Here is a 12,621-nt window from a genome sequence, read left to right on the forward strand (position 1 = left end):
GATTCCAGATTATACAAACGGTGCGAAAATGAATCGATTGAGTATCAAAACAGTTGTTATATCAAGTATCATGGCCGCAGCATCGCAGGTTGCGTTCGGCCAGGAAAAGGTCACCTGGGAGGAATGCGTGATTTACGCGCATCTGAACAATCCCGCTTTGAAGTCTTCCCTGGAGGCGGTGAGTAAAAGCAGGGCGGCCACTGGCGTTGCGCGGAGCGCCTATCTTCCGCAAATAAGCGCCAGCGCCGCGGCCAATACCGCAAAATCCTTCGATAATTCAAAGACCGCCAATAAGGAAAAAATAACCTGGTCCCAGAGCCAGTACATTCAGGACATGCGCAAATCGGATTCGACCATAACCAATTCATTTTCCTACGGCGTCAGCGGAAAGCAGCTGATCTTCGACAGCATGAAGACCATTTACGACATCAAGGCGGCGGAGAGCGCCGCGGACGATTCACTCCTGCAATATCATATAAAATCGTCCCTGGTCCGCCTCGAGCTGAGGACCGCCTTCGTAAAGCTGCTGAAGGCGCAGGACGCGGTCAATATATCGAAGCAGATCATCGAGATCAGGAAGAAGAACTACAACCTGGTTAAGATGCGTTACCAGGCGGGAAGGGAGCACAAGGGGTCGCTCCTTAACGCTGAAGCGAACCTGGAACAGGCGAAATACACCATGAAGCAGGCCGAGCGAAACATCATCGCGGCCCAGCGGGCCCTTCTGAATGTAATGGGGATCTATTCCCACATGGACATAAGGGCACAGGGTAACCTCCTGGATAAAACGGCGGTGAAAGAAAAGCCCGATTTCAACTCGATAGTGAAATCACATCCGTCTGTCCTGAGCGCCAGGAAGCAGAGGGAGGCAGCGGGATATATGGAAAAATCGAAAATAGCCAGCTTCCTCCCGGTGATCAGCGCCACCGGCAGCGCGGACCGGACCATCTCGGAAACGACAGGAAGCAAGACAGACGCCGTGAACCTGAAAGCGGGCCTGTCCGCCACCATGCCACTGTTCACGGGCGGGAATAATTACTATAACCTGGAGCAGGCCAAGGCGCAATCGCGCAAGCTCAAGGCGGACGAGGAGACCGCGCGGGACCAGGTATTGACGGACCTTCAGCAAAAATGGATTGACTGGCAGAACGCCATTGACGCGGTGGAGGTGCAGCGCAAGTACCTTGCCGCCGCGGAGGAGCGGGCCAGGATCGCGGAGGCGGAATATTCGCTGGGACTGGTGGTGTTCGACATATGGATTCAGATCGAGGACCAGCTGGTCCAGATGAAGCAAAGCTATCTCGACGCCCAGGCCAACCGGCTGCTGGCCGAGGCGCAATGGATACAGTCAAAAGGGGAGACGCTGGCATATGACAAATAAACGGAACACGATACTGATCATTTCAGCCGCTGCGGCGGTCATATTGATTATAGCTATTTTTGCGATAAAAAAGAACGGCAAGACCGTCGCCATATCCAGGATCGTAACGCCCCATGTGGGCACCATCAACCAGGCGGTTTCCGCCACGGGAACAGTCCTGCCCTATAACCGACTGGAGATAAAGCCCCAGGTCAACGGGAGGATGGAAAGCGTTCTCGTCGTCGAGGGCCAGAAGGTGCGCAAGGGTCAGATACTCGGCTGGATGAGCTCGACGGAGAGGGCGGCCCTCATGGACGCGGCCCGGGCACAGGGAGCGGCATCCATTAAATACTGGGAGGACGCGTACAAGCCGATAGCGGTAATCGCCCCCATCAATGGAACGGTGATTGACCGGAGCATAGAGCCCGGGCAGGCGGTGCTGACCACTGCGGCCATCATGGTCCTCTCGGACCGTCTTATCGTCAAGGCCGACGTGGACGAGACGGACATCGGCAGGGTGAAGGAGGGACAGCGCGTCACCATCAGCCTTGACGCCTATCCCGATGTCAATGTCAGCGGCAGGGTGGACCTCATAGAATATGAATCGACAACGGTCAATAATGTGACCATGTACAAGGTGAACATAATACCGGACAGGGTGCCCGAGGTGTTCCGGTCCGGCATGACGGCCAATGTGAATATCATCGAAAAAGCGAAGGAAGACATCCTCCTGATACCCACGGACGCAATTGTGTCGGACAAGGGGAAATCATACGTATGGATCGCTACCAAGGATACAAAAGACCCTGAAAAGAGACTGATCACGACTGGCATGTCCGACGACCAGAATACGGAAGTGATTTCAGGCATTGATACCAGTGCCAGGATAGCCATACTGGCCCAGACGGGGATCAACCTTGAAGCGAAAAAAAGCACCAATCCATTCATGCCGCAGCGGAAAAAGGCGCGCTGACGAGGAACCATGATCGAACTGAAAAATGTTTCCAAGATATACGATACGGGCAAGGTAAAGGTCCACGCCCTCAATAATGTTTCCCTCACCATCGAGGAGGGCGAGTTCGTGGCGATCATGGGCCATTCCGGTTCCGGAAAATCGACCATGCTCAACATTCTCGGGTTTCTGGACAAGCCTGATACCGGCACCTATTCTCTCATGGGCGACGATATCACGACGCTGAGCGACGACGATCTTTCCATGCTGCGAAACCATATCGCCGGGTTCGTGTTCCAGCAGTTCAACCTGCTTCCCCGCATGAATTCCATGGAGAACGTGGGGCTGCCCATGATCTACGCCGGCAAGAGGGACTTCAAAACCGAGGCGACGAACAGGCTGCGGCAGGTCATGCTGGGACACCGGGAGAGCCATTTCCCGAACGAGCTTTCCGGAGGGGAGCAGCAGCGGGTGGCCATCGCCCGCTCCCTGGTCAACAAGCCGATGATCATCTTTGCCGACGAGCCAACAGGCAACCTGGACACGAAGAGCGAAGATGAGATCATCACCCTCCTGGAGGAGCTGAACAGCGAGGGGATCACCATCGTCATGGTGACCCACGAGATGGAAATCGCCGAGCATGCCAGGCGGATCATACGGATGCGGGACGGCGTTATTATGTCGGACGAACGGGTCAACAAGAATAAGTCCGGGGTCAAAGGCAAAAACACGCTTTCCATCAGGGATATCCTGGGCAAGAAACATTCCACCTTCGGCACCGCTGAATTCACCGACTACATGCGCCAGGCCTTTTCGGCAATTGTCACCCACAAGCTCCGCTCCCTTTTGTCGATCCTGGGCATCCTCATCGGCGTGGCGGCCGTGATCTCGATGCTGGCTCTGGGAGAGGGCGCCAAGGATTCCATAAAGCAGAGCATGAGCTCCCTTGGCTCCAATATTCTCACCGTGCGCACCGGATCGCGCCGGCAGGGCCCCGTGGCCCTCCAGTCGGGTCTGGTCACCAAGATCATCCTCGATGACGCCAGGGAGATCGCCCGCCTGAGCGAGGTAAAACGGGTCTCCCCGGCGGTCATGGGCCGCGGCCAGGTGGTCTATGCCACCAAGAACTGGAACACCCAGATATGGGGAACAGGAATAGACTACGCGGCCATGAAGGCCGCGGTCCCGATCAGCGGCAGGTTTTTCACCGAGGAGGAGGTACGTTCGCGCAGCAAGGTGGCGGTCGTCGGGGCGACTGTCGTCAAGCAGCTTTTCGGCACGGTCAATCCCGTGGGCCGCAGCCTCAAGATCAACAGGATCAATTTCAAGATCATCGGGATACTGCCGGTCAAGGGAACGTCCTTCATGTTCGACCAGGACGATGTCATCGTGATACCGGTGACCACGGCGATGTACCGTGTCCTGGGCAAGGAATATGTCGATTCCATAGACGTTGAGATCAAGGACCAGACTATGATAGACGAGTCCCAGGATGTCATCAGAAATCTTATCATCAAGCGCCACCGGCTGGACCAGGATGACGAAGAATCCTTCGAGATCCGCGACATGTCGGAGATACGGGATATGCTGTCTCAGACTACGAAAACCATGAGCCTGCTTTTAAGCATCGTGGCGGCCATCTCGCTCCTGGTGGGCGGCATCGGCATCATGAATATCATGCTGGTTTCGGTGAAGGAGCGCATCAAGGAGATCGGCCTGCGCAAGGCCATCGGGGCCCGGCGAAAGGACATCCTGGTGCAGTTCCTCATAGAATCGTCGCTCCTGACCCTTACGGGCGGCCTTGCCGGCATAACACTGGGTGTTGCCATATCGGTATTGATTTCGCTGATGGCGCAGTGGTCTATCAAGGTGTCGATATCGGCCATCATGCTCTCAACGGTGGTATTGGTGCTGATCGGCGTCGGTTTCGGCCTGTGGCCGGCCGTGCAGGCGTCGCGGCTCAACCCGATTGAAGCGCTGCGGTGGGAATAGGATTAACATGAATTCTCTTTCGCAAATTCATCACGGGCCTTTTTAATCTGACCTTTTAATTCCTCGTTGCGGGAAGCGCCGCTGATGTACATCAGGGCGGCATCGGCCGCTTTGCGCAGGTCCATGTCATTGTCGTTCAGTGCCTTGATGAGAGGCTTGACCGCCGGCTCGTAAGCGAGCTGACCGAGGGCATGGGCCGCCCACCACCGGACCTGAACCCAGGGCATGCCGCTGTCAGTGGCGGTTTCCGAGTAATTCTTGAATATCCCGAGGATCCGCTCCCCGGCCGCAGCATATCGGAGATCGCCCAGCGCCACTATGGCCGATCGTTTTACATGATAATTCTTATCATCAAGGGCGGCCATGAGTATGGCCGGGATCCTGGCATCCTTGATCCTGCCCAGGGCTTCCAGAGACGCGCAGCGGATGTATTGGTCTGGATCGCGGGCCACCTCGATGAGGGTGTCCGTCGAAGAAGGATCTCCAATGTTCCTCAGTGCGAAAATAGCCAGCTGGCGCGCCCCGTTTTTTGTATCCTTGACTATTTCGATGAGGACCTTCGACGCGGCCGGATCGCTGATGTTCTTGATGATGTCGCCCAGGGCCAGTATCGCTGGCTGGTTTTTCTGATAGTCATCCATCCGTGAGCTCAGGGTATTATAGGCCGCGATTGCCGGGGCAACGACGCGGGCGTCATTCAGCTTCGCCAGCTCAAGGCACGCCTCCGCCTGTTCCCTCTGGTTTCCGTCGGTCGCGCAGGCCACAAGGGTTTTGATCTTCTCCTCGATGTCTATATGATCGACGACGACAGCGGAGATGGAGAGCTGGTATTCAACGCCGCAGTAGGGACAGACGACCAGGTACTGCTTGTCGCCGCCGGTGATGGACCCGCCGCACTTGACGCAGGTGATGGTGGTGGTGATTATGGGCGCCATGAGTTCCTATGATTTCAATTGTTCGGTAATTGTTTTGGAAAAGCGAAGATACTGCTCGTTGCTTGGAGCCAGTTCCAGCGCTTTTTTTATCATCTCCTTGGCTTTCCAGTAGTCCCTTCTTTCAAAATAGAGATATGCCAGGCCGTAAAAGGTCATATGCTTGAACCTTGTTTCATCATAATCGGCTATCTTGAGGCCTTTCAGCCAGCGTTGCTCGGCGAATTCTTTTTCGTTCACGGCAAAGAAAACAGATCCCAGATTGTAGTAGGCCGCGCCATTCCGCTTGTTGAGCCTCAGGGCTTCAGTATACTGCGCAATGGATTTTGGGACGTCCTTTTTTGACCTATAATAAAAGTCTCCCAGGTATCTGTAGTATAGTGATTTGCTGGACTTGGCATACTCGCGGGCGATAGCTGTTTTAAGATCATTTTCCGCCGCGTCGAAATGTCCTTCGGCTTCATTGACGAGTCCCATGAGGGCCATGCAGCGCGTGGAGGAGCTTTTTAGCTGAAGGCATTTTTCAATATCCGCCCGGGCGGATTCAATGTTCCTGCTCTGGATATGACAGAATCCCCGTTCGGAATAAAATTTGTATTCGTCGGGGTACCTTGTTATACAGGTGTCGGCGAACTGAATAGCTTCGCTGTAACGGTCATTATTGCACAATTTAATTAATTTCGCGAAATCCTTGTCTGCCTGCGATTTGCAGCCGGTAACTGTTGATAATGCCATGATAAAAAGCAGTATTCGTTTCATGATTCTTCCCTATAAATAATTCTGTTACATGATTTTATATGGAGCTGTTAAAAAACCAGAGTGTCAAATAAAAATTAACCAATGTTGATTTTTTCTTGGTAATATAAACCACACTATTGCGGTTCAAAAAAAAAGGACCACCTCATAAAAAATTTTGTCAAAATAATCCGCAAATCGTTACCACCTTGTAGAAGGATGAATCAATCATTGGCCGGATGTAATCTTTAAAAGTTAAAGATAAGACCAAATCGTCCGGGCTCCCTTTGAAAAGCAATAGAATGCCGTTAACGGTTTACATACCGCAAGGATCGACCTATGCCTTCGCGGAAAAAAAGGATTCCTCCATATCATTGACGCGTCTGATCGCTGAAAATGATCGGGAATAGTATAAATGAGGGTAAAAGTATGAACATAAGATTATGTAAAACTCTTGTTTCGATTCTATCAGTGACAGCGGTAGTTATAGTCCAGGGCTGCGGCAAGAATGATTTTCTGGGTAAGAAAGCGACTCCACTCATGATCGAGGATGTTGATCCCGGCACCATCGGTCCGGTCGCTGCTCCGCAGCCGGTTGATCCGCAGAATCATGACAGTGACGAAAAAGATCCTTGCAATTCGGGGAAGATAACCCTCAAGCCGGCGGGAGGACTTCACCCGATCTTCAGCGCCCCCCTGGGGATTTCCATACCGCGTTACGCCATGGGCGTGGTGGACGCCGACCCGACGGGCGTAAGGGTTGAAAATGACTGGGACGGCGACGGAGTGGAAAACGACCTGGAAGTCATGTCAGGGTCCATGGTGGCTGATTACCCCCGCGTCGTTACCCGCATAACGACGCCCATTGTCATGGAGCTTCGCAAAAGCGAGACCGCCACCGGTGAAAATTACACCGAAGTGATCGATAATAGCGATACCAAGCAGACCATCGCCAACAGCATGGAGAACAGGCATTACGCCCAGATGAATACCAAGACGACCCCCTATGTGACAAAGGAGAGCCAGTCCACTGATAATGGCGACGCCTTCTCTTATGGCGATTCACACTCAACTGAAACTGATCTGAGTGTAAATATTGGACTCCCTGTTATTAGCCCCATGGGTGGCGCTGCCGCTGCGAATTCCTCAACAAGTACATCGACAAAATCAAGCAACAGCCAGAATTACAGCATATCAAGCAAGTTTGCTCAATCCACCATGTCGGAAAAGACCGTGTTCCAGGACGTGGACTACGCGGACAACCTGGACCGGAACGGCATCGAGTTCAGGGACGAAAAGATCCAGACCATGACCACCAATTTCCGCAAGAGCGAAAAGACCAAGGAAACCTATGAAGTTGGGCCCAATGCCGGTTTTGTGCGCGCCGGTCTCTACATCAAGAACGACACGGTGAACATGCCGGTGCGGATCAGCAATGTCATCTGCACTCTCTCTTTCAGGACAGCGGGAGGGGCAATTCTGCCGGTGAAGACCTTCCGGCTCCGCAACGACGACTACAGCGAATTCGACCAGGAGATCTACGGCGACGAGGAGCTGGGGCCCTATACTATCGAGGTGAGCGGCCTCAACACCTTTGAGGTGAAGCAGGCCCTTGCCAACGGCTACATGCCCCAGATCACCGTGGTCAACTATGACATGACCAGGGTTGATGATTCCAATTACAACCCCGGGGCCGACAATCTCAAAATCGTGGAGGAGACGGCCAAGGCCAGGACCGCCCTCATCAAGATCGTGGGGGCCAACACCAGGGAGATCTACCGCGTGGCCGCCTTCGACGTGGCCGGGGACGGCACCGTCACGCCGGGCATATCGTTAAAGAAGGCGCTGTTTAACATCTACGGCGATTCCATCGGCCGGGGGGAAACATGGGAGGCTGACACAAATGGCAATATCCTGACAGTACAGAATACCGGTTTGAAATGGAAGGAAGGGTTCATCCCCGAGGCTGATAATCAGAAGGAGTATGCGTATTCGTCCAATAAAAAGGGGAACCAGTGGCGGCTCTTCGAAACCTACGTGAAGTCCTATGTCGATGAATACAACCAGACCCGCAGGATTGAGACGATCAGGCGGATAGGCCCCCTGAGGGCGTACAATCCCTTCGACGTCATGGACAATTCAACCTACAATCCAAACGAGTACCTCGAACGGGAAGAGCTGATGAAAATGAAGTACTGGATCATACTCCACAACGGCCGTTATTTTGAGGGTGATATAAACGATCCTATCTGGGCCGGGGAGCGCTACGAGATCATATGCATGGACATCCGCGATTACAATGAATACTTCAAGGCCTGCTCTTTCACTCCGGTGCAGTCCAGGGAATACTTCACCATGGGCACGAGCTGGAACAGGCTTACCAACGAGGGCGAGTTTGCCCGGTCCAGGTATCTCGGCAGGATCGTGAAAAACGACGTGGTGCACCTGGAATTGAATCTCACCGATTCGAGGTTCCTGTTCGCCAATAACTCGAGATTTCTTCAAGGCGGAGGCGTGAACAATCACTATACGCTGGAAAGTGATGCAAAAGCGGCCGAAGGGATCCCGGCGCAATTTTCCCATTATGCCGAGGGAGGGTTCAATAATATAAAGGTCACCATCAATGAATCAAAGAACGCGCAGCGATACGAGATAAAATTCAGAAGAAACGCCAATGAAGCACAATGGAGAAAAATCGTGCTGGGCGCCGAAGAGCTGGCCAGAAACAACGGGGAGGTGTTCATTCACAGCAGAACCGTCGACTCCGACGGCCGGGGGATCGGCCTGGTCCAGGGGAGCCTTCTCTCGCAGGGCGGCCTTGAGTATGTGGTCAATGTGACGGCGCTGGGAACGATCAACGGAGTGCCGGTGTACACGGCCAGCATGAACAATAAAAAAGAAGAGGCCTTTGCCCATGTCTATGCGGTGGAGTACCAATCTGATTCGCAGAATTGCACGGCGCCGGGAGGCAGGCACGGTTTCACCTTCAGCGCCGCCGGGCTCGCGGACAATTGGATATACGTCCGCGTGGCCGACGCGGAATACACCGAATACTTCATCATCAAGGTAAAAGGGCCATATAACTATTCTCACAACGGATATGAACCGCCGTTGAAAGAAGATACCGTGCCGGTAAAGGATTTCATTGGACACAGGGGATTGAACAGGATACAGATGACCAATCCGCCCGGAGAGATCGGGGAACCGGGGGTGTACAAGGTAGAAGTGTACGCTCTCAACAACAACAGCGACGCCTGCGGCCTGGGCCCGAGGATGGCCGAAAACGAGCTGCAGTTCGTCACCCTCGCCCATGACCGCTACGCAGCCCAGAGGATTTACAAACCAGCCGTGAGCGAAAAACTATTCGATGTCAATGCCATAGACCTCGAGGTGAACTTCAACAATGGGGACGGGTGGTGCCGCCTCAAGCTCGAGGGGAATGACAGGGCCGCCGCGGATGTGTACGGTGAAAAGACGATAGACTGCAGGTTTCATAGCTATGTCGATTACGACACCCAGAGGTTCCACATTTTCTTCAAGGCGCCCACCGGGACAAATGACGAATACTCGAAGCAATTCGCCAACAGCCACAACGCCTTTTTCGGCGGACGTGAAACGGTGGATCTCTACATCAGGACTCCGGCCGATATGGTGTACCGGGACACGTTCTGGTCTAAGGCGCAGCCGGCATTCCTGCCCGATAACAGCATGGCTCCCGTATTGGATTGGCTGAACCTGGTCGTGGATAACGATACCACTGACGCTTCCAACATCGAAGAGACGCTGAAACATAATCTCACCGCGGCGGTCGGTTTCAACGGGGCGAATCTGGATGATTACTTCTTTTCCCCGGTGGAGTACCGGAAATTCGACATCCGGGCTTCCCTTGCGGAAAAACTCCCGGACATGCAGGCCAATGCCGTCGATCTCCCAAGGTATACCGTGGCGGGAAGCTGCGGCATGATACAATTGAGCAATATAAATTCGCGGTTTGCCGACAGCTACGAGATATATTATCGCATGGTCAATCCCGGCGTGCAGGGCGCCCCCTATATAACTTTCGGTGAAAGCCCCTTGAGCTGGGACAGGATCTCCCTGGAGCCGTCGCAGTCAATCCCGGGTCAATTGTTTCGGCAAGTCATTCCGGATCTTGCGGTCGGTCAAAGATATCTGGTCGCGGTGATCGGCTATAACAAGTATGGAAGAAGCGAGCCGTCGTACTGGGACGGTGCGGGTAATATCGAGGTGAAAACCGGTGATGACGCAACCCTGGTAAGGCCGGTGAGAGTGCCCGATTGCACGGCGCCGGGCGCGCCGACTTTCGATCTCGGGGAGAATCCGGGGAACAACAGGCGCATTGGCATTCACAATATCCAATGTGAAGGCGCCCATCACTATCTGATCGAATGGAAAGTGACAGATCCCGCCGTGACCATTTGGGAAAGCCATGATACCGCCGCTGATGCTAATCCGCTCCCCCTGGTGTATGCGACCCAACAGTTATTGCCATGGAGAACCTACCTGGTGAGGATGCGCGGAGTAAACCGTGATGGCTATGGAGGCGTTGACTCTGAAACCAAAGAGTTTGTCACGGGCACAGACTTCAGTTTCGGAAGTCCGTCCCTTGAATGGAGCGCTTTGTTTCAGCGTGGAACAAGGTGGTATGCAGATCTGTCATTGGTGAATATTAACAATCCCGAGGGAGTCGTCAGATATACGGTCTCCGGCACTGTGATAAGAACCGAATCGGATTTAAACGGCAACCAGATTGCCAACGAGGCAAGGTTGCCCGTGTCGTTCAATTCACTCCTTGTTGCTGATGATCTGTGGGTCGGGGATTATGTGGGAGCTTTCGCCCAATGGAAGACGGTCCATATTTCAGGTACGGTTAATATAACTTTTTACAGTAGCGAAGGCCTGATACATCGGATAACAGATGTTCCCGTAGAAGGAGGTTCTCCGGAACTGCCATGGTGATTTGTATTGAGCGGCGAGGAGAGGCTCCATGATATGAAACTATATCACATATTAATGGTAATGCCAATGATCCTGCCCATTGTTTCCTGCGAAAGCATGATAGCGGACAAGGCGAAGGCGTCAATGGACAATCAGATGGTCTTTCTCTTCAGACCAGACGAAGGAAAGGCAGTATCACGATGCATCATCTCCGGCAGGGTTCTGAAGGACGGATCCGGCATCGAGGGAGTGACCGTCACCGTAACCGGCGGGGACGGGGCGAATGTAACGGTCATCACGGACAGGGAGGGCCGTTACATAGCATTGCTTCCATCTCCGGGGAACTACACGGTGACACCGTCCGGGCAAAGATATCGCATGTACCCGCCGGCCAGGGACCTGGCAGTGGAAGGAAGGGCGTCGGATGTCGATTTCATGGCGGGGGCGTCCCTGTGGTGGCGCACCTACGGCACCGGTCTGGAAGAGAGGGCATTCAGCGCCTGCGCCACATCGGACGGAGGGTATCTCCTGGCGGGGTATGGGTATTCCCTGCGGAGCGGATCCTTCAGCCGTGACGGAAGGATGGTGAAAATCGACAGCGGCGGTAATGTGATATGGGACCGCTACTATGGCGGGTGTGGTGAAGAGGAGATCCGTTCAATAATTGAAACAACGGCCCATAATTATGCGGCTGCAGGATATACCTCTTCCAGGGGCCATGGAGGAAAGGATGCCTGGCTGATCATCATCGATCGGGATGGGAATGTCGTATCGAACCGGGAGCATGTTTTCGGCGGCGCCGGAGACGACCGGGCGAACTCGCTGATTCAGGGCTCCATGGGGGAATTGGTCCTCACCGGCGTAACCGAGACCGAAACCGCGGAAGAGGACGCCTATGCTGTGGGGATCAGCGAAGCCGGTTCAGTGCTTTTCGAAAAATCCTATGGCGGCGGCGGCAATGACCGGGGTAGCGCGGTAATTGAAGCCTGTCCAGGTGTGTACTTTGTGGCGGGCCACGGCAGGCCGGATGGTTCGGGAGATATGGACTCCTGGGCCTTTATGATCGACGGTTCCGGAAATATTCTTTCCGTCTCCGGCAGCTCCCCTGGGTGGAGCCGCTTTTACGGCAGGCCCGGCGAGGATACCTTCGACACGGCCATTAAAGACGTGGCTGGCGGGTTCATCCTCGGGGGATATTCCACTGACAGGGATAAGGGCCGCGTCCGGGCGCGTATGATGCGGATCGATTCAAGGGGCTCCGTTGTTTGGGACTGTAATGATGTGAACGGCGGCGGTGACGACGAAGCGATTAACGGTATGTGCATCACCCCGGAGGGAATCTTTGCCGTCGGCAAAACGTCATCAAACAACTTCTATGGAAACCCGCTTGTGATCAGGGTTGGTTTTGAAGGGGGCGGGCTGGAAAGAAAAACCATCGTCAATCCCGGGGATGGAGAGGCCTTTTCCATTGTTCCCGGCTGCGACGGTACGTACCTTGTCACCGGCTATATGAAGAATGATTATTCAGCGTCGATAGATTTCTGGGCGGTAAACGCGGACGTTTTTTTCAGGTTTAATAAATGAAAAGGGACGGTTCTTACAGTCATCAATGCATTAAGGTACTATTCTCTTTGGTAGTGTTCTATGCCTTTGCAGTCGCGCCGTTGCGGGCGCGAGGAAGAGATGCGGCGGGA

The 12,621-nt window shown here is 53.9% G+C and carries 7 protein-coding genes; 5 read left to right on the forward strand and 2 right to left on the reverse strand.

Annotated elements, in window-relative coordinates; all coding sequences use genetic code 11:
* The first annotated feature begins 70 nt into the window (after positions 1-70).
* The 3 genes from KA369_07165 to KA369_07175 are packed head-to-tail and all read left to right on the forward strand — an operon-like array spanning position 71 to position 4,304.
* The gene (locus KA369_07165; protein MBP7735735.1) at positions 71-1,381 is read left to right on the forward strand and encodes a TolC family protein; all 1,311 of its coding nucleotides are present in this window, start codon (positions 71-73) and stop codon (positions 1,379-1,381) included.
* The gene (locus KA369_07170; protein MBP7735736.1) at positions 1,371-2,333 is read left to right on the forward strand and encodes an efflux RND transporter periplasmic adaptor subunit; all 963 of its coding nucleotides are present in this window, start codon (positions 1,371-1,373) and stop codon (positions 2,331-2,333) included. The genes KA369_07165 and KA369_07170 overlap by 11 nt, the downstream gene beginning before the upstream one ends.
* A 9-nt stretch (positions 2,334-2,342) precedes the next feature.
* Complete coding sequence (locus tag KA369_07175; protein MBP7735737.1) at positions 2,343-4,304, forward strand: ABC transporter permease; 1,962 nt, start codon at positions 2,343-2,345, stop codon at positions 4,302-4,304.
* 2 nt (positions 4,305-4,306) lie between these two features.
* On the opposite strand, the gene KA369_07180 is transcribed toward KA369_07175, so the two are convergent.
* Positions 4,307-5,239, reverse strand: coding sequence for a HEAT repeat domain-containing protein (locus KA369_07180; GenBank protein MBP7735738.1), 933 nt, complete (start codon positions 5,237-5,239; stop codon positions 4,307-4,309).
* Between the two features lie 6 nt (positions 5,240-5,245).
* Positions 5,246-5,995 carry a tetratricopeptide repeat protein gene (locus tag KA369_07185; protein MBP7735739.1) on the reverse strand — a complete coding sequence of 250 codons (750 nt, stop codon included), beginning with the start codon at positions 5,993-5,995 and terminating at the stop codon, positions 5,246-5,248.
* Positions 5,996-6,400: 405 nt separating this feature from the next.
* On the opposite strand from KA369_07185, the gene KA369_07190 reads away from it, so the two are divergent.
* Positions 6,401-10,948: a hypothetical protein gene (locus KA369_07190; protein ID MBP7735740.1), complete on the forward strand. Its 4,548-nt coding sequence runs from the start codon at positions 6,401-6,403 to the stop codon at positions 10,946-10,948.
* A 33-nt stretch (positions 10,949-10,981) separates the two neighbouring features.
* Complete coding sequence (locus KA369_07195) at positions 10,982-12,511, forward strand: carboxypeptidase regulatory-like domain-containing protein (protein MBP7735741.1); 1,530 nt, start codon at positions 10,982-10,984, stop codon at positions 12,509-12,511.
* The last annotated feature ends 110 nt before the right edge of the window (positions 12,512-12,621 follow it).

Source organism: Spirochaetota bacterium (genome assembly GCA_017999915.1).
In the GTDB taxonomy this organism is placed as follows: Bacteria; Spirochaetota; UBA4802; order UBA4802; family UBA5550; genus RBG-16-49-21.

Excerpts from the sequence above, each read along its gene's own strand:
- KA369_07165 (MBP7735735.1), top strand. The coding sequence starts at position 71 with ATGGCCGCAGCATCGCAGGTTGCGTTCGGCCAGGAAAAGGTCACCTGG.
- KA369_07170 (MBP7735736.1), top strand. The coding sequence starts at position 1,371 with ATGACAAATAAACGGAACACGATACTGATCATTTCAGCCGCTGCGGCG.
- KA369_07175 (MBP7735737.1), top strand. The coding sequence starts at position 2,343 with ATGATCGAACTGAAAAATGTTTCCAAGATATACGATACGGGCAAGGTA.
- KA369_07180 (MBP7735738.1), bottom strand. The coding sequence starts at position 5,239 with ATGGCGCCCATAATCACCACCACCATCACCTGCGTCAAGTGCGGCGGG.
- KA369_07185 (MBP7735739.1), bottom strand. The coding sequence starts at position 5,995 with ATGAAACGAATACTGCTTTTTATCATGGCATTATCAACAGTTACCGGC.
- KA369_07190 (MBP7735740.1), top strand. The coding sequence starts at position 6,401 with ATGAACATAAGATTATGTAAAACTCTTGTTTCGATTCTATCAGTGACA.
- KA369_07195 (MBP7735741.1), top strand. The coding sequence starts at position 10,982 with ATGAAACTATATCACATATTAATGGTAATGCCAATGATCCTGCCCATT.